The 25,660-nt window shown below is 71.1% G+C and carries 23 protein-coding genes and 2 pseudogenes; 17 read left to right on the top strand and 8 right to left on the bottom strand.

Features of this window, described 5'->3' with window-relative positions:
- The first annotated feature begins 64 nt into the window (after positions 1-64).
- From ABZT06_RS46265 to ABZT06_RS46245, 5 genes and pseudogenes are all read left to right on the top strand, one after another.
- Positions 65-922, top strand: coding sequence for a Bax inhibitor-1/YccA family protein (locus ABZT06_RS46265; RefSeq protein ID WP_355754983.1), 858 nt, complete (start codon positions 65-67; stop codon positions 920-922).
- 145 nt (positions 923-1,067) lie between these two features.
- A pseudogene (locus ABZT06_RS46260) lies at positions 1,068-1,363 on the top strand (ABC transporter ATP-binding protein); the annotation flags it as partial.
- A gap of 218 nt (positions 1,364-1,581) precedes the next feature.
- Positions 1,582-2,145, top strand: a complete 564-nt coding sequence (locus ABZT06_RS46255) for a CGNR zinc finger domain-containing protein (RefSeq protein ID WP_355754980.1) — start codon at positions 1,582-1,584, stop codon at positions 2,143-2,145.
- 370 nt (positions 2,146-2,515) lie between these two features.
- Entirely contained in the window at positions 2,516-3,151 is a 636-nt protein-coding gene (locus tag ABZT06_RS46250; protein ID WP_355754977.1) for a hypothetical protein, read from the top strand.
- Entirely contained in the window at positions 3,102-3,299 is a 198-nt protein-coding gene (locus ABZT06_RS46245) for a hypothetical protein (protein ID WP_355754974.1), read from the top strand. The genes ABZT06_RS46250 and ABZT06_RS46245 overlap by 50 nt, the downstream gene beginning before the upstream one ends.
- Here ABZT06_RS46245 and ABZT06_RS46240 read toward each other — a convergent pair.
- A complete protein-coding gene (locus ABZT06_RS46240) occupies positions 3,296-3,820 on the bottom strand; it encodes a sigma-70 family RNA polymerase sigma factor (protein ID WP_355754972.1) in 525 nt (174 codons plus the stop codon). The two genes, ABZT06_RS46245 and ABZT06_RS46240, sit on opposite strands and share 4 nt — an antisense overlap.
- A gap of 279 nt (positions 3,821-4,099) precedes the next feature.
- Between ABZT06_RS46240 and ABZT06_RS46235 the strand changes: the two genes are divergently transcribed.
- The 4 genes from ABZT06_RS46235 (at position 4,100) to ABZT06_RS46220 (ending at position 10,430) form a co-directional block, all read left to right on the top strand.
- On the top strand, positions 4,100-4,537 hold the full coding sequence (locus ABZT06_RS46235; RefSeq protein WP_355754969.1) for a hypothetical protein: 438 nt from the start codon (positions 4,100-4,102) through the stop codon (positions 4,535-4,537).
- 194 nt (positions 4,538-4,731) lie between these two features.
- On the top strand, positions 4,732-8,823 hold the full coding sequence (locus ABZT06_RS46230; protein WP_355754966.1) for a discoidin domain-containing protein: 4,092 nt from the start codon (positions 4,732-4,734) through the stop codon (positions 8,821-8,823).
- Between the two features lie 285 nt (positions 8,824-9,108).
- A complete protein-coding gene (locus tag ABZT06_RS46225; RefSeq protein WP_355754964.1) occupies positions 9,109-9,576 on the top strand; it encodes a YbaB/EbfC family nucleoid-associated protein in 468 nt (155 codons plus the stop codon).
- A 299-nt stretch (positions 9,577-9,875) separates the two neighbouring features.
- The gene (locus tag ABZT06_RS46220) at positions 9,876-10,430 is read left to right on the top strand and encodes a hypothetical protein (protein WP_355754962.1); all 555 of its coding nucleotides are present in this window, start codon (positions 9,876-9,878) and stop codon (positions 10,428-10,430) included.
- Between the two features lie 621 nt (positions 10,431-11,051).
- Here the strand turns inward: ABZT06_RS46220 and ABZT06_RS46215 are convergent.
- Both ABZT06_RS46215 and ABZT06_RS46210 read right to left on the bottom strand, forming a co-directional pair.
- The gene (locus tag ABZT06_RS46215) at positions 11,052-11,249 is read right to left on the bottom strand and encodes a hypothetical protein (RefSeq protein ID WP_355754960.1); all 198 of its coding nucleotides are present in this window, start codon (positions 11,247-11,249) and stop codon (positions 11,052-11,054) included.
- 90 nt (positions 11,250-11,339) lie between these two features.
- A complete protein-coding gene (locus tag ABZT06_RS46210; protein WP_355754957.1) occupies positions 11,340-11,570 on the bottom strand; it encodes a hypothetical protein in 231 nt (76 codons plus the stop codon).
- Between the two features lie 206 nt (positions 11,571-11,776).
- Between ABZT06_RS46210 and ABZT06_RS46205 the strand changes: the two genes are divergently transcribed.
- Positions 11,777-12,907, top strand: coding sequence for a glycosyltransferase (locus ABZT06_RS46205; RefSeq protein WP_355754955.1), 1,131 nt, complete (start codon positions 11,777-11,779; stop codon positions 12,905-12,907).
- A 202-nt stretch (positions 12,908-13,109) separates the two neighbouring features.
- On the opposite strand, the gene ABZT06_RS46200 is transcribed toward ABZT06_RS46205, so the two are convergent.
- On the bottom strand, positions 13,110-13,754 hold the full coding sequence (locus tag ABZT06_RS46200) for a helix-turn-helix domain-containing protein (protein ID WP_355754952.1): 645 nt from the start codon (positions 13,752-13,754) through the stop codon (positions 13,110-13,112).
- A 300-nt stretch (positions 13,755-14,054) separates the two neighbouring features.
- Between ABZT06_RS46200 and ABZT06_RS46195 the strand changes: the two are divergent.
- The 3 genes and pseudogenes from ABZT06_RS46195 to ABZT06_RS46185 all read left to right on the top strand — a co-directional run.
- Positions 14,055-14,555 (top strand): annotated as a pseudogene (locus ABZT06_RS46195) (SigE family RNA polymerase sigma factor); the annotation flags it as partial.
- 129 nt (positions 14,556-14,684) lie between these two features.
- Positions 14,685-15,047, top strand: coding sequence for a hypothetical protein (locus ABZT06_RS46190; RefSeq protein WP_355754949.1), 363 nt, complete (start codon positions 14,685-14,687; stop codon positions 15,045-15,047).
- Entirely contained in the window at positions 15,047-16,777 is a 1,731-nt protein-coding gene (locus ABZT06_RS46185) for a phospholipid carrier-dependent glycosyltransferase (RefSeq protein WP_355754947.1), read from the top strand. The genes ABZT06_RS46190 and ABZT06_RS46185 overlap by 1 nt, the downstream gene beginning before the upstream one ends.
- 264 nt (positions 16,778-17,041) lie before the next feature.
- Here ABZT06_RS46185 and ABZT06_RS46180 read toward each other — a convergent pair whose 3' ends face one another.
- Positions 17,042-18,115, bottom strand: a complete 1,074-nt coding sequence (locus ABZT06_RS46180; RefSeq protein ID WP_355754945.1) for a hypothetical protein — start codon at positions 18,113-18,115, stop codon at positions 17,042-17,044.
- A gap of 485 nt (positions 18,116-18,600) precedes the next feature.
- Here ABZT06_RS46180 and ABZT06_RS46175 point away from each other — a divergent pair, with 485 nt between their 5' ends.
- Positions 18,601-19,221, top strand: a complete 621-nt coding sequence (locus ABZT06_RS46175; RefSeq protein WP_355754943.1) for a TetR family transcriptional regulator — start codon at positions 18,601-18,603, stop codon at positions 19,219-19,221.
- Positions 19,222-19,248: 27 nt separating this feature from the next.
- On the opposite strand, the gene ABZT06_RS46170 is transcribed toward ABZT06_RS46175, so the two are convergent.
- The 3 genes from ABZT06_RS46170 to ABZT06_RS46160 all read right to left on the bottom strand — a co-directional run bounded on the left by ABZT06_RS46170 (position 19,249) and on the right by ABZT06_RS46160 (position 21,645).
- Positions 19,249-20,049: an SDR family NAD(P)-dependent oxidoreductase gene (locus ABZT06_RS46170; RefSeq protein WP_355754940.1), complete on the bottom strand. Its 801-nt coding sequence runs from the start codon at positions 20,047-20,049 to the stop codon at positions 19,249-19,251.
- Positions 20,050-20,303: 254 nt separating this feature from the next.
- On the bottom strand, positions 20,304-20,501 hold the full coding sequence (locus ABZT06_RS46165; protein ID WP_355754937.1) for a hypothetical protein: 198 nt from the start codon (positions 20,499-20,501) through the stop codon (positions 20,304-20,306).
- A 118-nt stretch (positions 20,502-20,619) separates the two neighbouring features.
- Positions 20,620-21,645: an alpha/beta hydrolase gene (locus ABZT06_RS46160; RefSeq protein ID WP_355754934.1), complete on the bottom strand. Its 1,026-nt coding sequence runs from the start codon at positions 21,643-21,645 to the stop codon at positions 20,620-20,622.
- Positions 21,646-21,957: 312 nt separating this feature from the next.
- Between ABZT06_RS46160 and ABZT06_RS46155 the strand changes: the two genes are divergently transcribed.
- The 3 genes from ABZT06_RS46155 to ABZT06_RS46145 all read left to right on the top strand — a co-directional run bounded on the left by ABZT06_RS46155 (position 21,958) and on the right by ABZT06_RS46145 (position 25,386).
- Complete coding sequence (locus ABZT06_RS46155; RefSeq protein WP_355755021.1) at positions 21,958-22,797, top strand: oxidoreductase; 840 nt, start codon at positions 21,958-21,960, stop codon at positions 22,795-22,797.
- A gap of 196 nt (positions 22,798-22,993) precedes the next feature.
- On the top strand, positions 22,994-23,830 hold the full coding sequence (locus ABZT06_RS46150) for an SDR family NAD(P)-dependent oxidoreductase (RefSeq protein WP_355755019.1): 837 nt from the start codon (positions 22,994-22,996) through the stop codon (positions 23,828-23,830).
- Between the two features lie 488 nt (positions 23,831-24,318).
- Positions 24,319-25,386 carry an alpha/beta hydrolase gene (locus ABZT06_RS46145; protein ID WP_355754931.1) on the top strand — a complete coding sequence of 356 codons (1,068 nt, stop codon included), beginning with the start codon at positions 24,319-24,321 and terminating at the stop codon, positions 25,384-25,386.
- The last annotated feature ends 274 nt before the right edge of the window (positions 25,387-25,660 follow it).

Genomic DNA, 25,660 nt, shown 5'->3' with positions numbered 1-25,660 from the left:
CGGGCACCCCGATGACAACGCTTTGCCGCAGGCCGCGAGTGTGCGGCGAACGAGGAGGAATGACATGAGGACCAGCAACCCGATCTTTTCCCGCTGGGGCGCCGCCCGTGACGCGGGCCCGTCCGACGCCTACGCACGGCGCCCGGTGGGCGCGGCGGTCGGAGGCGCGCCGGCGACCGATCCCGCGACCACCAACCCTTACGCCCCCGGCGCGGGTACCGCGCAGCGGACCGCTGGTACCGCGGTAACCATGGACGACGTCGTCGTCCGCACCGCGACGACGCTCGGCACCGTGGCCCTGACGGCCGTGCTGTCCTGGCTCCTGCTCCCCGTCGACGAGGCGAACCTGGGCCGTTCGTACGGCATCGCGGTGGGCGCGGCCCTCGTCGCCTTCGTACTGTCGCTGGTCCAGTCCTTCAAAAGGACCCCGTCCCCGGCGCTGATCCTCGGGTACGCGGCGCTCGAGGGTGTCTCCCTCGGGGTGTTCTCCAGCACGATCTCCACCTACGTCGCGCCGGGTGTGGTGGTCCAGGCGGTGCTCGGCACCTTCGCGGTGTCCGCGGGGGTGCTCGTCGCCTACCGGATGCGCTGGATACGCGTGACCCAGCGGTTCACCGGGTTCGTCGCCGCCGCCGCGACCGGCTTCGTCCTGCTGCTCGTCGCCGACCTTCTCTTCTCCGCCTTCGGCGCGGGCAACGGCCTCGGCTTCCACAGCGGCGGCCTCGGCATCGTCTTCGGTCTCGTCGGCATCCTGCTCGGCGCGGCCTTCCTCACCATGGACTTCAAGCAGGTCGAGGACGCCGTCGCCTACGGCGCTCCCCGCGAGGAGGCATGGCTGGCGGCCTTCGGCCTCACCCTGACGCTGGTGTGGATCTACCTGGAGGTGCTCCGGGTGCTGACCATCTTCAACAGCGACAACTGAGTCCATCTACGACTGGGGCCCGCGTCGGGCTACGGCCCGCGCCAAGTCACCCTGAGGCCAGCCGTGTTGCCGGCCGCCGCCACGAGATGCGGCCCTTCGCCGTCCCACGCCCGCACCACCGAGTGGGCCGGCAAGGTGCGCTGTCGAGCGGCCCACCCGCACCGTCCGCGACACCTACGAGCGGCCGCCGGGCGCCCGGCGGCCCGAGAACGGGCCGCTGAGCTCGCTCGGCCTGGCGCACGAGGCGGATCGGGACAAGCCGGTCGGCCACCCGTCCGTGAGCCGGCGCCGGCACCTCGCGCCGGCCCTCCTGGTCGACCGCCCGCAGCTCCTTCTCCCAGGCGAGCCCACCAACCATCTCTCGGCCGCCCTGCGCGACGAACTGGAGGCGGCCCTGGGCCCGGCCCCGGCGCGATCGTCGTCGCCGGCCACGACCGCTGACTCCGCCGCCGCAGGCAGGGCCGTGAACTACTCCTGACTCTGGCAGCCGATCAGCGCAAGGAGTCAGGACCTGCCCTCGCCGAACACCGCACTCCCCCCTCCGACCAGGGCAATCGCATCCGATGTCGCACGATCGCGGCCGCGCCGCCGCCGTCAGGAACCGGTTGAAGAGGTGGCGGTTCTTGCATTCGACCTGAGTCACCTGTCAAAATGGTGATGTGAATCTTGACCATGTCTTCGTATGCGGACACCCGGCTCTCGACTTCGCGGCCACGCTCCGGGCCCGGCGCTCGACCCGGTTCGAGATGTTCGTGACGCCGGAGCGGCTGAACGCCTGGTACCTGGAGTCCGGGCTCGTGGACACCCTCACTCCCGCGAAGGAGGAGGATGTCCGAGAGGCCACGACCGTACGCGAGGCCGTCTACCGGCTGGTCACCGACCGCCGGCTCGGCGAGGAGTTCGACCGGGAGGCGCTCGCCGTGCTCAACACGGCCGCGCGCAAGGCTCCGGCGACCCCGCAGCTCACCCTGTCGGGCCGACACACCGACGCAACGCCCGAGCAGGCTCTCGCCGCTGTCGCCCGGCAGGCCGTCGAGCTGCTCAGCGGCCCGGACGTGCCGCTGATGAAGGAGTGCGGCAACCCCGAGTGCACCCGCGTCTACATCGACCGCTCCCGGGGCATGCGGCGCCAGTGGTGCGGCATGGAGTCCTGCGGCAACAAGATCAAGGCCGCCGCCTACCGCGCCCGCAAGAAGTCCGCACCAGCCGTGTCCGCCCACTGACCTTCCCGCAACACAGTCACTTGAGTCCAGCGCACCGGCGGTGCGCTGGACTCAAGGCTGTTCAGGGGCCGAGGCCGAGGTACGGCCAACTCGTCGGCACGCGAGACACGTGTCAGGCGATGACCCTTCACAGCCCGATCAACTTGGGGCAGCCGCTTCTCCAGCACCGCAGCGCCGCCGCGCTCGCCCGCCGCCTACCGCAGCGCCCTGGACGGGCTTCGGCTGCTGCTCGTCCAAGACGACGCCGAGGACTGCGAGCAGGCGCGCCCCTGCTTCCCGCCACACCCGGGTGTCTCGCGATCGTCACCACCGACGGCGCCTGGAGGGCCTGGCCGTCACAGACGACGCCCGAATCGTCATGCTGGGCCCCATGCCCCACGCGGAGGGCCTCGAACTCCCCGACCGGCGCCTGGGCACCCACCGGACGCAGTCCGAGCACTCCGCGGCGGACGAGATCATGGAACTGCGCGACGGACTGCCCCTGGCGCTGGCTGTCCCCGCCGCCCGGGCCCTGGCCCAGCCGCGGTTCCCGCTGACCGCGCTCGCGGCCCGGCTGCGGGACCCCGACGGCTGTCTCGACGCCCTCGCCGGCCGTGACGCCCGCACCGACCTGCGCAGTTCGTTCCACCCCTCCTACGAGGCGCTCAGCAGCGGCGGCGCCCGGCTGTTTCAGCCGCTCGGCCTGCACCCCACCCGCGACATCACCCTGCCGGCCGCCTGGTCGGCACCGATCCGCGCCGCACCCGCCAGGTCATGGCCGAGCCGACGGATCACCATCAGCTCGTCGAACTCGCCGCCGGCCGCTACACCTGCCCGAGCTGCCCCCCGTACGCTCGCGAATCGAGCGCGCTCTTGGACTCCTCGGCCGCGCGGCCGAGGCGCCCTCCCGGATGTTCGAGCCCTGTCTCCACAGCGCCACGGCCGCCACCACGCCGCTCGCCCCGCACTGCGGACCGGTGACCCTGCCGCCGCCGCGACCGGGCGTACGGCCGCTGGAGTTCGGTGACCGCGCGGACGCCGTCGGGTGGATCCTCGCCGAACGCCATCTGGTGCCGGAACTCGTGCGTGCCCTCGGCCAGGACCCCCGCGGCGAGTCGTTCCGACGGCTGTTGACCTCGGCGCCGGAGACGTGCCTCGACTCGCCCCGCTTCTAGGCTGCCACCGCCTCCGGCCGTACGACGCTCCGCAACTTGCGCAGGGCGTGGTGGTGCCGGCTCTTGACCGTGCCGACCGGGACGCCGAGGATGCCGGCGGTCTCCTGGATGCTGCGGTCGCACAGGTAGATGTGGACCAGAACGGCCCGGTGATCGGGCGACAGCCGGCCCAGAACGGGGCGGACCGCCATGGCGTCGTGCACCGCCTCGGTGGGGTCGGTGCCCCCTATGGGGTCGTTGTACGCGACCCCGACGACCTCCCTGCGGGCATGCGGCTTGCGCACCCAGTCGATGACCAGGTGCCGGGTGACGGTGAACAGCCAGCCGCGCACCGCCCCCTCCATCCCGAGCAGCCGGTCGATGTTCCGCCAGGCGCGGATGACGGTCTCCTGGACGATGTCCTCGGCGGGTCCGTGGTCCCCGAGCATCTTCTCCGCGTACGCGACGAGGCTGTCTCGGTGTTCCCGAACGATGGTGCCGAGCAGGTCCGATCGGGACGTGGCCGTGAGCGGCGTAGCCATAGCGTGCTGAACCATCCTGGTTCTCTGTCGTGCGGCGACCGGGAGCCGGATGTAACCCCCGCGCCCGCACTGTAGGCAGCCGTATGTGCCACGGACGTGCCGCATTTGTGTCGTCGCAGTGCCGTGCTCACCGACCGGACAACACATGGGCTCCCGGCGGACCTCGCCCGATCCGGGAAGGTGCCTTCGCATGGGGGAATCACCGTTCCTCGGCAGCGATTCCCCTGCGGCACGCACACCAACCCCGAGCGACACATGAGTTGGGTGTCACACGTGTCCATGGGTCACAGCCTGTGGCGCACCAGCTTTGCAAACCTGCCCGCCGAGTCCACACGTGTGAAACTGCGGACCGCGGAGCCGCCCGTACAAAACGACCACCATGCGCGGACAACCGCCTCGGCCGGGAGTCATCGCGGCCGTCACCGGCCTGTCCCTCGGCGCCGCGCCCAGCTCACCCTTCCGCCAGGCCAGAGCACGGGCCGGCACCACCACGACGGGAGCCGCCACGGGCTCGTCCAGCAGGCCACGCTCAGCCACTTAGACTCCGGCTGCGCGTCCGACGGTGTCCACGCCACCGGCAGCACCGTCACCGAGCCGTCCGGCGCGGGCCACGTGCACATCGGCCGCAACCTCAGCACGACCGACGTCGTCCTCGACGTCCCGTATGTCCTGCCGCAAGCCCACACCCGCTCCGAGGGCCCCTCTGCCAAGGGGTGACACACGGTAGCGGGGCTTGTTCGCATGTCCCCCTCTCGGCGCGACCCGGGTGAATGCCCCACATGTCGTCACAGGTCTTGACAGGGACGTGTCCGCCGCCACAGCCTATGGCAACGTTGTCAGAGCGAGGGGCGACCCCCGCCGTCGACGACCCGCACCATCCTCTCTCACCCGTTGTGATTGGACGACTACCCATGGTCGAACAGGTGTGTCCGCGACACCCCTCCCGACGCACTCTCGTCGCGACCGGCTCGACGCTGCTGGCCGGGTTCGGCCTCGGCATGGTCTTCGCACCGGCTGCCGAAGCCGCCTCCCGAACCGCCGACGCCACCGGTACCACCGCCTCCGCCGCGCCGGGTGAGCTCGCCGCCTACCGCCCGGTCCGGGTCTCCTCGCAGGCCTACGCACCCACGCCCGCCGAGTTCGCGGTGGACGCGCTCCCCGGACCCGGGGTGCGCGGCACCGGCTGGCGGGCCGAGGCGGGCGACCCGCAGTGGATCGAGGTCGATCTGCAGGCGGACTGCCGCGTCGACCGCGTACGGCTGACCTTCGAAGCCGACGCGAGCGACCCGGTGTTCACCCCGCCGACCGAGGGCAACCCCCGGTCGGGCACCACCGGCAAGGAGATCCTCTCCAGCTACGGCAGGGAGTTCGTCGTCGAGACGTCCCGCGACCACGACTCCTGGAGCAGCGTCTACCGCACCACGGCCGGTACCGGCGGCGTGGTGGACATCCCGCTGTCGGTCCCCGTCACGGCGCGTTGGGTACGGATGACGGCCCGCCGGCGTTCCAGCGACAACCCGCTCGGCCTCAACGGCTTCGCGGTGTACGGCACCTCCCCGGGCCACCGTCCCAAGGCCACCGGCTGGACCGACTGGGGCACCCACCACCACGACACGCCCCGGCTCACGGTCGCCGCCGACGGAACGGTGCCGCTCGAGTCGGGCTGGACGCTCACCCTGGACGACTGGGCGGACGGCGACGGCCCTGCCCTGTCGAAGTCCGGCGTGGACACCAGCCGCTGGCTGCCCGCGACCGTACCCGGCACCGTCCTCGGCACCCTGGTCGACCAGGGCCACCTGCCCGACCCGGTCGCCGGCCTGAACAACCTGCACATCCCCGAGGCGCTGTCCCGCCACTCCTGGTGGTACCGGCGGGACTTCGACCTGCCCCGCGGCCTGCGCACCGGCAGCGGACGGCACGTCTGGCTGGAGTTCGACGGCGTCAACCATAAGGCCGAGATCTGGCTCAACGGACACGGAGTGGGCGAGGTGACCTTCCCCTTCGCCCGCTCCGCCCACGACATCACCGGCATGCTGGCCGCCGAGGGCGGCAACGCGCTCGCGGTCCGCATCACCCCCATGCCGGTGCCCGGCAGCCCCGGCGACAAGGGCCCGGCGGGCGAGGCCTGGGTGGACGCCGGAGCCAACACGATGAACCTCAACTCGCCGACGTACCTCGCCTCGTCGGGATGGGACTGGATGCCGGCGGTGCGTGACCGGGCGGCCGGCATCTGGAACCACGTACGGCTGCGATCGACCGGGCACATCGTCATCGGTGACACGCGTGTGGACACCGTGCTGCCCGGGTTGCCGGACCTGTCGGTCGCCGAGCTCACCCTCACGGTGCCGGTGCGCAACGCCGACACGACCGACCACGAGGCCACCGTCTCCGCCGCCTTCGGCGACGTCCGCGTCTCGCGCACGGTCACCGTCCCGGCAGGGAAAGACATCGATGTCATCTTCACTCCCGACGCGTTCGGCGCGCTGCGGGTGAAGAACCCCGACCTGTGGTGGCCCAACGGTCTGGGCGAGCCCACCCTGCACGAGCTCACCCTGGTCGCCCGCAGCGGCGGCACCGAGAGCGACCGCCGCACCACCCGCTTCGGCATACGGCAGTTCGGCTACGAGTTCGACACCCCGCTGAAGTTCACCCCGTCCTCCGACGCCTACACACAGACCGTCCAGCTCGGCGACCAGCGCGCCCGGCACGTCCGCGTGCGCTGCCTGACCCGGGCCACCAACTGGGGCAGTTCGCTGTGGACCCTGTCGGTGTTCGACAGCGCGCGCCCCGGCAGCGACCTCGCGCTGCACGCCCACGCCGAGGCCTCCACCACCGACGAGGACGGCCACGGCGCCGCCAACGCCACCGACGGCGACCCGGGCACCCGCTGGTCCTCCGCCTTCGCCGACGACCAGTGGATCCGTGTCGACCTCGGCTCGGTGCAGTCCTTCGACCGGGTCGACCTGGTCTGGGAGCAGGCCTACGCGCGGACCTTCGTCGTGCAGGTCTCCACGGACGGCGACCAGTGGACGGACGCCGCGTCCGTGGACAACACGGCCGTGCCGCTGCCCTTCAACAGCGGTGACGCCAGCCTGCGGGTGACCGACTTCGAGGCCCGTACGGCCCGTTACGTCCGGCTGTCCTGCGGCGTGCGCAACACGAGCTGGGGCAACTCCCTGTGGTCCCTCGCCATCATCGACAGCGCGGAGCCGGGCACCGACCTGGCACTGCACCGGGACGCGAGGGCCTCCAGCGAGGCGGACGGCCACCTGGCGGCCCACGCCACCGACGGCGACCCCGGCACCCGCTGGTCCTCCGCCTACGAGGACAACCAGTGGCTCCAGGTCGACCTGGGCGCCGGCCGGCGTTTCGACCGGGTGGCGGTCGTCTGGGAGCAGGCGTACCCGAAGACGTACACCGTCCAGGTCTCCGACGACGGCGGCACCTGGACCGATGTCACCACCGTCACCAACACCCCCGACCCGCTGAAGATCAGCGTCAACGGTGTCCTGGTGCTGGTGCGCGGCGGCAACTGGGGCTGGGACGAGCTGCTGCGCCGGATGCCCGCCGAGCGGATGGACGCGGCGGTGCGCATGCACCGGGCCATGAACTTCACGATGATCCGCAACTGGGTCGGCAGCAGCAACCGCGAGGAGTTCTACGCCGCCTGCGACGCGCACGGCATCCTGGTGTGGAACGACTTCCCCAACGCCTGGAGCATGGACCCGCCGGACCACGAGGCGTTCGTGTCCACGGCCCGCGACACCGTGCTGCGCTACCGCATCCACCCGAGCGTGGCGGTGTGGTGCGGCGCCAACGAGGGCAACCCGCCGGCCGCGGTGGACGACGGCATGCGCGAGGCGGTCGAGAGCCAGGTGCCCGGCGTGCTCTACCAGAACAACTCCGCGGGCGGCATCGTCACCGGCGGCGGCCCCTACGGCTGGGTCGAGCCGGAGCGCTACTTCGACCCGTCGACGTACGGCAGCAAGGACTTCGGGTTCCACACCGAGATCGGCATGCCCGTCGTGTCCACCGCCGCCAGCACCCGCGCCATGGTCGGCGAGGACGGGCCCGAGTGGCCCATCGGGGGTGCCTGGTACCTCCACGACTGGAGCGAGCGCGGCAACCAGGCGCCGCAGAACTACAAGGCGGCCATCGAGAAGCGCCTCGGCACCGCCCGCGACCTGGAGGACTTCACGCGCAAGGCGCAGTTCGTCAACTACGAGAACTTCCGCGCCATGTTCGAGGCGTGGAACGCCAACCTGTGGGACAACGCCAGCGGCCTGATGCTGTGGATGTCCCACCCGGCCTGGCACAGCACGGTCTGGCAGACGTACGACTACGACTTCGACGTCAACGGCGCCTACTTCGGCTGCCGCACCGCCTGCGAGCCCCTGCATGTCCAGGCCGACCCGGTGAAGTGGCAGGTCATCGCGGTCAACCACACCCGCAAGGCACTCAAGGGGGCGACTGTCAGGGCGGAGACGTACGACCTGTCCGGCCGCCGGATCGCCGATGCGCGGACCGCACGGGTGGACGTGGAGCCCGCCGCCTCGGTCCCGGCGTTCACAGCGGCACCCGCTGCGGACCTGCCGGATCTGCACCTGCTGCGGCTGACCCTCACGGACGCGGACGGCAAGGTCCGCTCGCGCAACACATACTGGCGTTGCCGCACCCCCGAGGCCCTGCGCGCCCTCAACACGGTCCAGCAGGCCAAGCTGTCCGCGTCCCTCACGAAGGTGTCGCGTGACGGGGAGAGGAGTACGGCGACCGTGACGGTCCGCAACCGCGGGTCCATGGTCGCGGCGATGGTCCGGCTCTCCCTGCTGGACGAGGACGGCGCCCGGGTACTGCCGACGCTCTACGACGACAACTACCTGTGGCTGCTGCCCGGTGAGTCCCGGACGGTCACGCTGTCGTGGCCCGCGTCCGCTCTGCCGTCGAACCGGCCGAGGCTGCGGGCGGAGGGGTACAACACGCCCCCCGTGACGGTACGCGGCTGAGCCGTCGGGAGGGTCCTGCCCTCCCACCCCTCCACGCGGGCGCCCTTCACCGGGGCACCCGCGCTCGTTTTCCCGTCGACCGGTGGGCTGCGGTCGCCCTGTCCGGCGGCCGCCGAAAACACATGCGGTCACATGTGAACCGGATGTACGGTCCGTTCGTGTCCCTCATGTGTCGAGAGTCCGGACCGGTTCCCCTCCCGGCACACCTGGCCCCCTCCCCTCTCGAGGGCGGGCGACGAGGATGTGTGTGTCACCCACGGGTGGCCGTACCGGCGAAGGAGGACGATGGAGAGGTCACGGGCAGGCCGTCTGGAGAACGTCCTCGCCGACTTCGCCGAGCGCTACGCCACCCGGGAACAGCTCAGGGCGCTGTCGGTGACGACGACGTCGAGGGACGGCGTCGTGGAGGTCACCCTGAGCGCCCGCGGTCGGCCGACACGGGTCCGCTTCGTCGACCGGCGGTTCCGCGAGATGCCCGCCGCACAGCTCGCCGACAGCGTCCTGGAGGCGCTGGCGACGGGCCGGGCCGAGATCGCGGCCCGCGCTGCCGCCGTGACGGCGGCCGCGCACCTCCTGCCCGCGCTGCCGGCGCAACCAGGACCGAGGAGCGAGCCCGCCGGGTCAAGGCCGCAGGAGCCGCTGTGGGGCCGGGGATCCCCGCCCCGCACACTCCTGCCGCCGGAACCCCACGGGGCCGCCCCGCAGACACACCTGTCCGCCTGTTCGGAACCTGTGGACCAGGACGCCTCCTGACGGGACGCGCCGGTCTCCCCCGAACGGAGGGCGGGCGGGCGGCCCCTTGCCGGGCCCGCTCCCCGAACAGCGCAAGACGGCCCCCACACGTAGATCGGTTCCAGGGATCGCCATGGCGGCGGTTCTGCGACACACTTACCGAGCAGTACATACGAAGGGCACCGCGTGCGCGTGCGTCAGCGCCTGTCGTGAGAGGTGGGCATGCCGGACGAACCAACTGGCGGTGACACTTGTCCGCACGGGCCCCTGGAGCGTGGGTACCATGCGCAACGTCATTCATATCGAGGGAGTGAACGGTTGTGACCAGCCAATCAGCCGCCACGCTCCGATCGCGGTACGTAGCACAAGCCGCGTCGGACCTGGAGGAGAACCGTCGGCGACAGCAGGAGCTGGCGGAGAGGATCACCGTCCTGAAGCAGGAGGAGGCTCTCCTCGCGGACATTCTCAACCTCGCCGAGCGGTACGAGGGTTTCGCGGACGCGTCCCGACTGCCCGAGCAGGTGCAGGACGAGCCGGCCGTCGCAAAGGCGAACAAGGAGCGGGCCACGGCCTCCGCACGACGCTCCGCGCCGGCCAAGTCCACTACGGCCACCACCACGGCGAAGGCCGGTGCGAAGGGGAAGTCGCACCAGCCGCTGCTCGGTGACCTGTTGAGGGAGCTGCTCGGCCAGTACGACGAACCGCGTCTGGCGAAGGAGTTGCGGGACGAACTCCTGGAGAAGCACCCGGACCGCAACCCCACCCCGCAGGTGGTGCGCAACACCCTGGAGTCCTTGGTCGCCAAGGGCCGTATCCGGCGCCACAAGCAGCAGCGGTCCGTGATGTACACCCTGGTCGAGAGGGACTCCGACTGACACCGACATCGGTCGATCGGGCGACCGGGTGCCCTGGAAGTCTCACCAAAGGGTGGACTTCCAGGGCACCTGGGTACACGTGTGCGATAGGCGGCCGTGACGTCCATCGGTCACGTCCGTCGGTGCGCTCGCTGGCGGGTTGCCTACGCCCGCCATACGTTGTCGAACGCCGCGTTCTCCACGTCCCGCGCAGCCGTACGGCCTCCAACTGTGTGACCGCGTCACCGACCGCGGCCAGCACGGTGGTGACCGCGTCACCGGTGAGGTTTCCGGCGGTCGCGTCCGGCTCCTCTTCGATGCCCACGGCCGCCAGCAGCGCCGCGAGCACCGGCTCGCGGTCCGCTCTGCGTTCCTCCGCCGCGCGGCGGGCCGGTGAGTCGACCAGAACGGTGTGGGCGGACCGGAACCCGAAGTGCCCCCGCAGGTGGACGACGAGCCCGTCCCGCTCCAGGTCGCCGGCGTAGGCCGCGGCGAGTTCGGCGCCGCGCCACCACAGCCGCTCGCCGACCGTGTCGTACGGCTCCCGCCGGATGAGCGAGCTGGACGCCTCGTCCAGCAGACGGTCACCGGTCGCCGTCGCCGGGCCCGGGACCATGTGGTCGCCGTCGGTCCGGCACCGGATCACAGGAAGTCGAGGGCGGACGGGCCGTAGCCCGAGAGGGTCACGCTCCCGGCCCGGTTCCACACCTGTGTGTCCGTCGGCCGGTCCTGGTCCCCGGGTGTCGCCGCGTCTCGGGGCTGCCGTTCGCCGGTGGCACCCTCGCGATCCGAGCGGGGTCGGGCGGCGATCCGTACGTGGGGGTGCGTCGTGGCGGCCATGTCCTGCCCTCGCTCTTCGATCGTGGTGGGGTTCGGAAGGGGGGTGCGGGTCCCGTGCAGGGGACACGGGACCCGCGGTCAGGGGGTCGCTCAGGCGGCGGAGGCGTTGATGGTGACGGGGATGTTGCCGCGCGTGGCCTTGGAGTACGGGCAGATCTGGTGCGCGGCCTCGGCGAGCTCCTGCGCGGTGGCCTGGTCGGCGCCGCCGAGGACGGGGCTGAGGATCGCGGAGAGGGAGAACTCGCCGTCGGAGGAGCGGACGTGACCGCCGTTGCGGCCCTCTCCGTCGACGTCGACAACGGCGGTGTAGCTGACTGCCATGACTGATGCTCCCCATCTGGGCCGAAAGGTCGTGAACGCCTCCGACCCGCACTCTCCGTGTCACCGGTTGAGGCGGTGACGCAATCATGGCGGTCATTGCATCACCCGTCAAGGCAGTGACGGACGACGACCGCACACCGAGGCACATGTCGACTATCGACATATTCAATGAAGGCACACTTCATCGAATGTTCTATGCTCCTCACATGCGTATCCTCTTCTCCAGCACTCCGCAGCACGGACACCTGCTGCCGGAGCTGCCCCTCGCCCGCGCCTTCCGGGACCGCGGCGACGACGTCGCCGTGATCACCTCGGCGTCCTTCGGGCCCCTGTTCGCCGCCGAAGGCATCACCCTGCTCCCCGTCGGCCCGGAGATCCCCGAACTCCTCGTGGAGGCGGCGCGGTTGGCCGGTGTGGACGACCCGACGGTGCCCGACCCCGCCGTGGCCGCCGAACTGTTCGCCGGGGCGCGGATCGACCTCACCGCGGACGCGGCCATCGCAGCGGCGCGCGAGTTCGGCCCGGATCTGATCGTCGCCGAGGCCACCGACTACGTGGGCCCGCTCGTCGCGGCCGCTCTCCAAGTCCCTTACGCCAAGCTCGCGTTCGGCCCGCTGATCCCCGCCCGGTTCACCGACGTCTTCGACGCCGTGGCCGAGCGCCGCTACAAGGAACGGGGCCTGACCGCCCCTCAGCCCACCTGGTACCTGGACCCGTGCCCCGAAGCGCTCCGCGGCCCGGACTGGCAGGCGCCCGAGGGCCGTCTTCCGCTCCGGCCGGAGGCCCACCACGGCCCCGACACACCGGACACGGCCGCCACAGCGTCCGCCGGCGGCGGCATCCGGCCCAAGGTGTTGCTCTCCTTCGGCACGCACTTCGCCGCACCCGATGTCCTGCGCCCGATCGTGGACGCACTGTCCGCCAAGGCGGACCTGGTGGTGACCCTCGGTCTGACCGCCGCGGCCGCGGACTACGGCGACGGCTTCGACCAGGTCGAGTTCGTCGGCTTCACCCCGCTGGCCGAACTGCTCGGCGGCATCGACCTGGTGGTCACCCACGGCGGAGCGGGCACCACGCTGGGCACCCTCTCGCGCGGCCTGCCGATGGTGGTCGTACCGCAGGGTGCCGACCAGTTCCTCCAGGCGGGTGCCGTCGCCGGATCGCGCACCGGCGTCGCCGTCATGCCGCCCGCCGGGGCGGAGGCCGTCGTGGCAGCGGCGGACGAGGTGCTCGGCAACGCGGAGTACCGGGACAACGCCCGACGCGCGGCCGAGCAGATCGCGGCGATGCCCTCCCCGGGCGAGGTCGCCGAGCAACTGGTCAGCCTTCTCGGCTGACCTCTGTCTCTGGCTCTGGCTCCGGCTCTGCGGTCAGTCAGCCCGACACGGCGGGCGAAGAACCCGCCGTGTCGTGGTCTTGCCGCAGCCGCCCTCTCGCGGCGCGGTTCTGGCGCCTCGTTCCGGCACCTCCTGTTTCGTGACGCGGTCGCGGCACCATGCGCACCGCGGGCGGCGCCGGGACCGCTCCGGGAGGTCGCCGTCAGCGGCTGTCCGGCCCTGCCAGGAGGGCGGCGGCGGCCTGCTCCGCGAGCCAGCGCTCGGTCTCGTCCCAGGACCACTTGCGCTCCGCCACGAACAGGCGCCAGGACGGCAGCCCGAACAGGAACCACAGCATGTCGGTGGCCCGCTCGTGACTCAGTCCGGGGCGCAGCTCCCCCAGCTCCGCCAGACGCTCCGCGAGCACCCCGAGGGCCTGCCGGTAGGCGGCGGCTACCTTGTGGAGCTCCTCCTCGACTGCCCGCTCCACGGCGGCCCCGGTGATCATGACCTGGACGATGTCCAGATGACGTTCGTTGTCCAGGCGCACTCCGTGGGCCATGGCCTCGATCGCCGCCTTGGCGTCGGACGCGGAGCGGACCTCGTCCAGCGTCTGTTCGACGACCGGGTCGTCCACCCCCTGGTTCATCAGGACGGTCAGGATGGCGGCCTTGCCACCGGTGCTGGCGTACACGGTGGGCACGGCGGTGCCGGCCTTTCTCGCGATGTCGCTGATCGTGACCTTCGCGTACCCGTGCTCGACGAAGAGGGTCAGTGCCGCGTCGAGAATGGCGGCCCGTGTGCCCGCGGCGGCCTCCGCCCGTCTGTCGTTGCGGTACGGCCGCCGGCCGCTGGTCCGTGCGCTCATGCTGTCCTCTCCGGCACCGACGGACGCGTGCTTCCGGACACGTTCTCCGCTGTCCGTCCTGTCCGTCCTGTCCATCCTGCCCATGATGCCCTGCCGGACCGGACCCGGATCGCGGGTGGAGATACCCTCCCCCTGCCCGCGGCCCGCGACTCGCCGCCAGTCAGGTCCAGTTGCCGGTTCGCCGGCAAAACTGGCATGTGACCCACGCCACGTGTTCGGAGCGCATAGCAGCGGGGGGCCCAGTGCCTTTGATGGAGAGGAAGAGCACATGTGCGGCACGAGACAGGGGGGGCGGCTCCGATGGGGCGGTTGCGGACCGATGAGTTCGACCGGTTCGTGGCGGCCCGGTGGTCGGCGCTGCATCATCTGGCGCGGCTGCTCACGGGTGGCGACCGGCACCGGGCGGAGGACCTGCTCCAGGAGGCGCTGGTCAAGCTGTGGTTCGCCTGGCCGAGGGTGGCGGAGCAGGCACCCGAGGCGTATGTGCGGCGGGTGCTGGTCCGTGCCGCGGCACGTTCCGCACGGCGGCGCTGGTGGGGCGAGCAGCCGGTGGACGAGCTGCCCGACCCGCCTGGGGTGGGCGACGAGTCGGCCGTAGTGGATGAACGGACCCGCCTGGAGGCTGTGTTGGCGCTGTTGCCGACCCGGCAGCGGGCCGCGGTGGTGCTGCGGTACTACCAGGACCTGCCCGAGCAGCAGGTGGCACGGGTGCTGGGGTGCCCGTTGGGGACGGCCCGTTCGCTCACGTCCCGGGGTGTCGCACGGCTGCGGCGGCTGATGGCCGAGGCGGAGCCGGCCGAGTCGGTCGCAGCGGTCGAGTCGGTCGCAGCGGCAAGCCGGTCGCGGCGGTCGAGCCGGTCCTGTCGGTGGGCCCGGTCGACCCCGTCGAATCGGTGAACCCGGTCGAGCCGGTCGAGTGAAGGAGGAGCCATGGATCACTTCGAACAGGAACTGGCACGCATGATGCGTGACGGTCACCGGGACACCCCCTACGAGGAACGGCACCGGGCCCGGCTGCGGGCCGGAGTCCGTGCCCGGCAGCGGATACGGAAGGCCTGGATGGCCACCGCATCGCTGTTGACGCTCGCCGGCGCCGGTGTCGGACTCATGTTTCTGACGGGGGCGTTCGCGCAGGGCGTGTCCAACAGCCCGCAACCCCGCCCGGTCACCTCCGCCGAGTCGGTACCGACACCGTCGACGGTCTCGTCCGGCGCCACGGCCGAGGGGGTCCCGGTACCGACACGTATGTCCGACACGCCCTATGTGGCCACCTGGTCGGGTTCGACGCGCTGATGCCCGTGATACGTGAGGACACGTCCCCGTCCGTCGACGGGCCCGAGGTGCTCGCGAGTGCAGAGCCGGGCTCCTGGGAGCGACGGCTGCGGCGCTTCGGTCACGTCGAAGGTCCCCGCGCGTCCGTGCGCGACCGCCTGGTGGTGCCGTTCCCCGAACCCGGGCTCCGGCCGTGGCGGATCCTCGGCCTGTCCCCGGGGACGGCGGCTCGCCTGGCCCGCTGGTCGGGGTGGGGCGGACCGCTGCTGGTGGCCCTCTTCGCCGGGGTGTTGCGCTTCTGGCGGCTGGGCGACCCACGGGCCGTGGTGTTCGACGAGACGTACTACGCCAAGGACGCCTGGGCCATGCTGCGGCTCGGCTACGAGGGCACCTGGCCGGACCGGAAGATCGCCGACCCGCAGATACTGGCCCACCCCCAGGTGATCCCCCTCTCGGACGGCGGGGCCTTCGTCGCACACCCGCCGACGGGCAAGTGGGTGATCGCCGCGGGTGAGTGGATGTTCGGCCTCACACCGTTCGGCTGGCGCTTCATGACGGCGGCTCTCGGCACGCTGTCGGTGCTCATGCTGTGCCGCACCGGACGCCGGCTGTTCCGTTCCACGCTGCTGGGCTGTCTGGCCGGGATGTTGCTGGCGATGGACGGACTGCAGTTGGTGATGAGCCGGGTCGCTCTGCTCGATCTCGTCGTGTCGTTCTTCGTGCTGGCGGCGTTCGGGTGTCTGCTCATCGACCGGGACGCCGCCCGGGCCAGGCTAGCCGCGGCCCTTCCGGTGGGCGAGGACGGCCGGGTGCGCCCGCACGGGCCCACCGGCGACCAGGCGGGAACGGGACTGCGCCCCTGGCGGCTCGCGGCCGGCGTCTGCCTCGGGCTCGCGGCCTCGACCAAGTGGAACGGCCTGTACTTCCTCGCCTTCTTCGTGGTGCTGACGCTGTTGTGGGACATCGGTGCCCGGCGCGTCGCGGGGGCGTACCGGCCCTTTCACGCGGTGCTGCGCCGGGACGCCGGCTGGTCGGTGCTGTCCCTCGTCCCGGTCGCCGTCGTGACGTATGTGGCGACCTGGACGGGCTGGTTCCTGTCCGACGACGGCTACGGGCGGCACTGGGCGGAAGGCCGCGGTGGTCCGTGGGCATGGATCCCGGCGCCGCTGCGGAGCCTGTGGCACTACGAGCACGCGGTGTACGTCTTCAACGTGGGGCTGCACTCACCCCACAAGTACCAGTCCAACCCCTGGAGTTGGCTGATTCTGGGCCGCCCGGTGCTGTTCCACTACGAGTCACCCAAGCCAGGGGTGGACGGGTGCGGTACGACCGTCGACTGTTCGCAGACGATCCTCGCGCTGGGCACGCCGGCGCTGTGGTGGTCGGCGTGCGGCGCGCTCGGCTATCTGCTCTACCGGTGGGCCCTGCGCCGCGACTGGCGTGCCGGAGCCGTCCTGTGCGGAGTGGGGGCCGGATACCTGCCCTGGTTCCTCTACCAGGACCGGACGATCTTCTCCTTCTACGCCGTCGTGTTCGTGCCCTACCTGTGTCTGGCCGTGGCGATGACGCTGGGCGCCCTTTGGGGTCCGCCGGGAGCGACGGGCAGACGACGGGTCCAGGGTGCGGTGGCCGTGGGCGCGGTGGTGCTGCTGATCGCCTGGAACTTCATCTATTTCTTCCCGATCTACACCGGGCAGACGATCCCGTACGCCGACTGGCACGCCAGAATGTGGTTCGACACCTGGATATGAGGACCGCCGACCCATCGAAGGCGGTTTCATCACCGGTCGGGGCCGAATGTCAGAAACGTGTTGGTGTCCTGCCGCCGTACGATGCCCTCTTGCCGGGTTTCGCGACGGCGGCGGTGCGGGGGCCGGCGTGGTTCCTACGATCACCGCATGTGGGTCTTCCCCCGGCGGCTGCCCCGCCGGGGGCCCGGGAGTTCCCCGACGGGCCCGGCTCCCGGCGCTCCCGCGGGGGGACGCCGGTTCCCGGACGCCCGCCCGCCGTGACGGTCAGCCGGCGTGCTGCGCGGCCTCGTAGAGCGGGCGGGTGATGGCCGAGGTGAACTGCGGGCCGACGAGGTGACGGCTGCAGGTGGGGGTGTCCGCGTCGGCGCACACCTCGCCTTCGGGTGTGAGCAAGGCGCTGTGGGTGTTCGCCCCGACGACCGTGCCGAGACCGGTCGCCGGATCGAAGCCGGCCATGCGGGGCCCGCCGCTGGCGCCACCGCCCATCACACAGGCGTTGCCCCATTCGCCCCGCGGCTCGGGGAAGTCGGGGGTGCCGGGGTCCTCGCGGGTCGGGCCCACGCAGTAGGCGAGTCGGGCGCCGGTGTACTCGGGCAGGCCCTCCCGCTCAGGATCGGACGTGGAGCGCGGGTAGCCGAACTCGTAGGCGCTCCGGTCGCCCGGCCGGTCGAAGGCGATGTGCTGGGCGGCGCCGACCGCGTCCTGCACGTCACGGCCCCCGCTGTCGGTGTTGAGGACGACGAACGCCTGGTCGTAGCCGTCGAACTTGAGTGAGTCGACCGCGTCGTACCGCAGCCAGGTGGCGTCGGCCACGCCCAGCCTGCCGACGAACTCCCCGTAGGGGGCGCTGCCGTCGCGGTAGCCGGGGACGAACATGACGTTCGTCGTCCACTGGTTGTCCTCGCCGAGGAGGTCCGAGCTGTTCACGCAGTGCCCGGCCGTGACGACGGTGCTGCGGTTGGCGCTCGTGACGACGGTGGCGGTGCAACTGGCGTCCTCCCCGTGGTCGGTGAAGAACAGCCTGCCCACGGTCCGGCTCAGGGTGTCGGACCCGGTCCAGGGCGCCCCGTCCGGGCCGCTCTTCGGCGGGCGGCCGGAGGACGGCTCGGTGAGGGCCGCGATGCGTTCGGCGGTCCAGTACTTCAGCACGGCTCGCTGCTGGGCCGCGGTGACCGCCTGCGGGTGGACCGCTGTGCCGCCGCCGTGTGGCGCCGCGGCGGCGGGCACCGACAGGGCGAGTCCCGCGGCCAGCGTCGCCGCGGTGAGTGCGAGCCCGCGCCGCGTGTTCCCGCCTGTCCGGTTCCGGAAGCCGTCTGTACGGCTGGAGTTCTTCGACATGGGCGGGAGCCTAGGGAGCCGAGGTCGGAAACCTGTCAGCGATCGATGCGCAATCTGTGGTGCCCGCGCCTCCGACAACTGACAGGGCGCGAAGTCCCGATCAGACCCGCAACGGATGCCGGCGGCGTCCCGACACTCGGCACGCACCGAGGCTTTCCACCCACCCCACGATTCCCACCGCGGCCACGCACTCGGCGCGACCGTCCTTCTGCCAGGCGCCCGCCGGCTCGCCGGTTGCGGCACCCCGGGCGGCGGGCCGTTGCGGCAGGACGTGGCGTCCCAGCAGAGCAACGCCCCCACCGGAGTGATGCGTACGTGCACGGCGCCCGATGCCGAGGACGGTCACACTGTTTCCGGACACCGCGAGGACACCCCTGCCCTGGCACAGGTGTGTCCACTCCCCGTCGGTGACGGTCCGGGTCAGTACGGCAGTCACAGCCGATGAGTTGACGCGAGCCTGCCCAAGGGCCCGTATGCTCGTCGTCATGAGTGCCGCACATCCCGTTCGCCGACGCGACGGCGCCGCGACCCGTGAGGCGATCCTCGCTGCCGCGGTCGTGGAGTTCACCGAGCACGGTTACGCGCGGGCCGGCGTCCGGCAGATCGCCGAGCGAGCGGGTGTCACGGCGATGATGATCAACCGCTACTTCGGTTCGAAGGAACTTCTGTTCGCTCAGGCCGTCGACCGTGCCTTCGGTCCGCCGACCGTCGTCGGTGACGAAGCCGCCGGGCTCGCGCGCTCCATCGCGCAGACTCTTGCCGAGCGCACGGCGCCTGACGCCGAACGGCTCGACCCGTTCCTCCTGTTGCTCCGGTCGGCGGCGGACCCGGAGGCGGTGGACATCGTCCGGCGGGGCGTCGAGACACATGTGGGGGCGCGGCTCGCCGGGCAGCTCGACGGTCCCGATGCGGAGGTCCGCGCCCAACTGGGACTCGCGGTGATCGCCGGTACGTGGTTGCTGCGCAGCGTCCTCGGCACCACCGCGCTCGTCGCGGCCGACAACGAACGTCTCGCGGGCCTCCTGGCCGACATGCTCGGGTCCGTCACCCGGCCGCCCGGCCTCCCTCACCCGTCCGAGGCCGGCCCGGACCGCACCCACGGGTAGCCGCCGACGTCCATTGCCGCGGTCGGCTCAGAACGCGGAGCGGATCAGACCGCCGTCCACCCGGATCGTGGCTCCGCTGACGTACTGGGCGTAGTCGCTGCACAGATACGCCACCGCCGCGGCGATCTCGTCGGGTTCACCGAAGCGTTCCTGGTCGTTGGGGATCAGGGCGTTGACGGCGTTCGGCTGGATCTCCTCCCAGGCCTCGCCCCACCCGCGCGCGGGGCCGATCTCCGTGACGAGTTCCTTCGTGGCCTCGACGAGGATCGCTCCGGGCGACACCACGTTCGAGGTGACGCCGGTGCCCTTCAGTTCGCGGGCCAGGGACACGGCGAGGTTGTGCCGGGCGGCCAGGGTGGCGTTGTACTGCGGGTGGGTGTTCATCGGTTGGGAGGCGAGACCGCCACCGATGGTGACGATCCGGCCCCAGCCACGCTCGCGCATCGCCGGGACCAGGTGCTGGATCATCCGTACACCGGAGACGACGTTGACGTTGTAGGTGTTCTGCCATTCGTCGGGGCTCGCCTCGGTCCACGACAGGTGGCGGTAGAAACCCGCGTTGTTGACGAGGATGTCGACGGCGCCGTCGGCGTAGGCCGCCCGGGCGACCTCGGCGGCCGCGTCGTCGTCGGCGAGGTCGCCCACGACCGTGGTGGCGGTCCCGCCGGCCTCCCGGATCTCGGCCGCGACCTTGTCCGCACGCTCCTTGTCCCGGCCGTGCACCACGATCGTCGCGCCCTCCGCCGCCAGCAGCTTCGCGGTGGCCTCACCGAGCCCTGCGCTCGAACCGGTGACGAGCGCGCGTTTGCCGGTCAGATTGAGGTTCATGTCTGTTCTCCTCGGGGATTTCCGTGCCATGACGGCCGGGGCCCGTGTGTCGTGATGCCGTAAGTCTACATCGGTAGACTTAATCCGCGCCGGACCGCCTTGCGGTCGCCGTACGGCGGCCCCGATGCCGGAATCCCGGGGGCAGAGAACGCCGGATCGCCCGGTCGGCACCATGGCGAACATGGCCGACCGGGCGATCCGGGTCGTTCATTCGGTTGTGTCGGGCCGACAACCCCGCTGGATACGGCCGGCGCCTACAGCCCCAGGTCGAGGGCGAGGCAGGAGTAGTACTTCCACGAGCCTTCGGGGTCGTACGATCCGTTCGCCCCGCCGGCCGGAGCGGCTTCGACCGCTTCGGTCATGCTCTCGAAATGTATGCGCTCGGGAAGCTTGCCGAACCGCGCGTGCCGTACCGCCGCCTCGGCGTCTTCCTTGCTGAGTCCCTTGTTCATGACCGTGCTCCACTTCGTCGATCGTGGACGGCGTCCTGATTGTCGCCCGGACGGTTCTCAGCATGTCCCCTCGCGCGTCACCTGTCAAGCCGGTGACGGACGACGGGTGTGAACCTCATTACATGGCGTCCACTTCGAGCACCGCGGCAGCGAAGGCGTCGGGCCGCTCCTGCGGGAGGTTGTGGCCGGCTCCCGGGACGATGTGGTGCTTCCAGGGGCCCGTGAAGTGGGCGGCGTAGCCGCTGCCGTCGGTCGGCGGGATGACGCCGTCGTCCTGTCCGTCCAGGGTGACGGCGGGAACGGTGATCTTCGGTTGCCCCAGCAGCCGCGCCTCCAGATCCGCGTACCGGGGATCGCCGGGGGCCGCGCCGAGCCGGTGCCGATAGTTGTGGATCACGACATCGACGTAGTCCGGGTTGGTCCACAGTGGCGCCGTCTGGGCGAACTCGGCCTCGGTGAACTGCCATTGAGGCGAGTTGCGGTGCCAGACGACCCGGGCAAGGTCCTCCCGGTTGCGCTGGAGCCCCTTCCGACCGCGCTCGGTGAGGAAGTAGAAGAAGTACCAGTAACCCTCCTCCAGCTCGGCGGCCAGGGGCTCCTGGGCGACGGCGAGGTTCTGGACGAGGTAGCCGTTGACGCTGACCACGCCGGTGCAGCGCTCCGGCCACAGCGCCGCGGCGACGTCACCGGCCCGGCCGCCCCAGTCGTATCCGGCGAACAGGGCCCGGGGCAGGCGCAGCGCGTCCATGAAGGCGATCAGGTCGGCGCCCAGGGCCGCCTGTTCGCCGGAGCGGGGGGTGTCGTCCCGGAGGAAGCGGGTCTCTCCGTGGCCGCGCAGGTAGGGGATGAAGCAGCGGTGGCCGCGGCGGGCGAGCACGGGTGCCACCTCCGCGTAGGAGCCGACCGGGCTGAAGGGCCAGCCGTGCAGGAGGATCACGGGCTTGCCGTGGGCCGGCCCCACGTCGTGGTAGGCGATGTCCAGGACGTCCGTGCGGACATGGCGGACCGGTCCCAGGCCGTGCGGACTCCGGCCGGCCGGAGTCGCGTTCGTACGTGCCGACGCCTGCCGTGCTCCGGCGAGACCGGCGGCCCCGGTCGCCGCCGCCGTGGTCACGGCCTGGGTCAGTCTCCGTCTGCTGATCATGTCGGTCCCTTGTGTTCGATCCGGAGCCGGTGAGACACGTGTGCACACCTGCGCGTCCATCACCGCTCTAACAGGTAACGAGGATCTACGTGCCGGGTGCCTCTGTCAAGGACGGCGTGAGCCGTGCGCGGGGAATCCGGCGAACCGGGCGAACCAGTCCAATGACTTACATGTCACGGACCTGCCGGTGACCGAGGCGTGAGAACCGACAGCCAATCGACGGAGGACGCGCGTCGCCACCGCGGCGAGAGTGGAGACACCTCACCCCCTCTCACCCCATCGCTGATGGGCAACGGAAAGCAGGACAACGTCATGGCTCGTACGTGGTTGATCACCGGCGCGTCCCGAGGGTTCGGGCGCGCCCTCGCAGAAGCGGTGCTGGAGAGCGGCGACCGGCTCGTGGCGACCGCCCGGCGCCCGGAGCAGCTCGCGGACCTGGTCTCCCGCCACGGTGACCAGGTGCGGGCGGTGGCCCTGGACGTCACCGACACCGCCGCCGCCCGGGACGCGGTCCAGGAGGCCGTCGACGCCTTCGGCCGACTGGACGTGGTCGTGAACAACGCCGGGTACGCCAACAGCGCCCCGATCGAGGAGATGGCGGAGGACGACTTCCGCGGCCAGTTCGAGGCCAACTTCTTCGGCGTCGCCAACGTCACCCGCGCCGCCCTTCCGGTGCTGCGCGCGCAGCGCTCGGGCATGTTCGTGCAGTTCTCCTCTCTGGGTGGCCGGGTGGGCGGCACGGCCGGGATGGGGGCGTACCAGAGCGCGAAGTTCGCCGTGGAGGGCTTCTCCGAGGTGCTGGCCACCGAGGTCGCGCCCTTCGGGGTCAAGGTCGTCATCGTCGAGCCGGGCGCCTTCCGGACCGACTGGCAGGGCTCGTCGATGGAGCTGCACGCGGTGGGTGCCGACTACGAGGAGACCGTCGGCGCCATGAACACGTACCGGGCGGAGAACAACGGCACGCAGCCCGGCGACCCGGTCCGCGCGGCCCAGGTCCTCATCGACGTCGTTCGGCACGACGACCCGCCGCGCCGGCTGCTGCTCGGGGCGCAGGCCGTGGCCATGGCCCTGGAGGCGGGCGAGGCGCGGGCCGCGGAGACCCGCAAGTGGGCCGAGGCCAGCGGCGCCGCGGACTTCCCGGTCGGGGAGTAGCCCTTCCCCTCCCCCGTCACACCTGTCCCTCCTCCGTCACCCCTATCCCTTCCTCATCACCCCTATCCCTTCCTCATCACACCTATCCCTCCCCCGTCACCCCTATCCCTTCCCCGTCACACCTACCTCCTCAACCTCACTCTCATCCGCGACCGCATCTGAAGGAGATCACTCCACGTCTCGTAAGACCTGGCTCATCACCGGCGCCTCCAGTGGCCTGGGCAAGGCACTCGCCGAACACGTCCTCGCCCACGGCGACCAGGTGGTGGCGACGGCGAGTTCGACACGGGCCACCACCGAACTGGCCGCGCGCTATCCGCAGACCGCGCTGGCGGTCAAGCTCGACGTCACCGACGCCGGGGACCGGATCGCCGCCGTGCGGGCCGCCGAGGAGCGCTTCGGGAGCATCGACATCCTCGTCAACAACGCCGCCATCGACTTCGTGGGCGCCCTGGAGGAACAGGAGGAGGACGACTATCGCAGGCTGTTCGAGGTCAACTTCTTCGGCGCGGTCGCCCTCACCCGGGCGGTGCTGCCCGGTATGCGAGCGCGGCGCAACGGCATCATCGTCAACGTGTCCTCCATGGACGGACTGGCGAGTCTGCCCGCCAACGGCTACTACTCCGCCAGCAAGTTCGCGCTGGAGGGGTTCACCGAGGCCCTGTGGCAGGAGATCGAGCCCATCGGCCTGCACGCGATGATCATCCAGCCGGGCTCCTTCCGGACCGGTATCGAGAACCGGACGAAGGTCTCCGGTGAGGGCATCGACGACTACGCCGCCACCGCCGGGACCTTCCGGGCCATGATGGGCGGTCTCACGCCGGAGATGTTCCCCGGTGACCCGGAGCGAGCCGCCGAGGTGATCCGCCAGGCCGTGTACGCCGAGAAGCTGGCCCACTGGGTGGTGCTGGGCAGTGACGCCCAGCGGCGCATCGGCGTCAAGCTCGACCAACTGCGGGCCGAGTTCGAGGCGGGCCGGGAGCTGGCGTTCAGCACGGACTTCCCGGGGGCCGCGGACAACGCGGTGCTCTGAACGCGAGAAGTTACGCCGACGGCGGCGGGTGCTTCGGCCACCTGCCGCCGTCGGCGTTCGTCGTGGCCCGTGCGGTGCGCACGGGCGGGTCAGACGGTGGTGGTCGTGTACTCGGTGTAGGTGCCGAGGCCGATCGCGCCCTACTCGCGTCCTCGGCTCAGGCAACCGCACCGAGCGCCCGTATCACCCGACGTGCCGGCCGGTGATCGACGCTCCGGCCAAGTGGGAGGGCGAGCACAGCGTCTGAGCGGCGAGGAGTGCTCCCCTCAGTCGAATGACTGACCGGGCGGTGCTCCGCACACCTGTGCCGACCGGACGGATCCGACCGTCACATGACTGATGTGTCCGGTTTCGTTACGGGAGAGAGTATGGGCATCAACCCCGCTCGTCACCTGTTTGACAGGTGACGAGCGTTGTGCGAGGGTCGTCGCGCCACGGGCTCGGCGAGCACGGGCCGGTCATCTCGAACGCACCACGGAGGACTTGTCATGATCAACAGGCGTACCTTCAGCAAGGCCGTCGGCCTGGGCACCGGCGCCGCCGCGGTCTCCCTGGCCGGCCTGCAGACCCAGGCGTCCGCCGCCACCGGCTCGCAGCAGTCGAGCGGCGCCGCCGTTCCCACGGTGCCGACCATCACGCCCGGCACCCACACCGAGTTCAGCAAGCTGAAGCACGTCAAGGCCGGAGTCCTGGACATCGGTTACGCCGAGGCGGGTCCCGCGCACGGCCCGGTCGTCGTGCTCCTGCACGGGTGGCCGTACGACATCCACAGCTTCGTCGACGTCGCCCCGCTCCTGGCCGACCTCGGCTACCGGGTCCTCGTCCCGTACCTGCGCGGCCACGGCAGCACCCGCTTCCTGTCCCGCCACACGCCCCGCACCGCCGAGCAGTCCGCGATCGCGCTGGACATCATCGCGTTCATGGACGCCCTGAAGATCGAGAAGGCGGTCCTGGCCGGCTTCGACTGGGGGTCGCGGACCGCCGACATCATCGCCGCCCTGTGGCCCGAGCGCGTCAAGTCCCTGGTGTCGACCAGCGGTTACCTCATCACCGACCGCAAGGCGCAGTTGGCGCCCGCGATCCCGGCCGTGGAGCACAACTGGTGGTACCAGTGGTACTTCGCCACCGACCGCGGCAAGGCGGCCATGGAGAACGTCGACGACCGCCTCGCGCTGTGCCGCTATGTGTGGACGCTCGTCTCCCCGAACTGGAACTTCTCCGACGCCACCTTCGCGCGCACCGCGGAGGCCTTCAAGAACCCCGACTACGCCGAGATCGTCCTCTACAACTACCGCTGGCGCATCAGCCTGATCGAGGGCGACCACCGCTACGACCGCTACGAGCGCCTACTGGCCGCCCAGCCCTCCATCGCCGTCCCCACCGTCACCCTCGACGCGGCCCTGGACCCGTTCACGGCACCGGGCGACGGCACCTCGTACCGCAACCACTTCACGGGCCCCTACCTGCACCGGACGATCGAGAACATCGGTCACGACCTGCCGCAGGAGGCACCCACCGCCTTCGCCCAGGCCGTGGTGGACGCCGACCACCTCTGAGTCCCGGCCACCGCCGGGCAACGGCCACCTGCGCGCACCGGACGCCTGCCCACCCCGGACGCGAGCACGGACCGTACACGGCCATCGTCCGGACCCCGCGCACTCGTCCGCGCCCGTCCACCCCCCACCACCCACCAGGCGTCCCGCACACCGTGCCAGGACGCCCAGGAGGAGTCCCCGATGAGTGAAGTCCTGTGGAACCGGCTGACCGCCGCCGAGCTGCGTGCCCTGGCGGCACGGGACGCGGTGGTACTGCTGCCCATTGGGGCCACCG

The organism is Streptomyces sp. NPDC005483, from assembly GCF_040606035.1.
In the GTDB taxonomy this organism is placed as follows: Bacteria; Actinomycetota; Actinomycetes; order Streptomycetales; family Streptomycetaceae; genus Streptomyces.
This window is presented reverse-complemented; position numbering and strand designations above follow the sequence as displayed.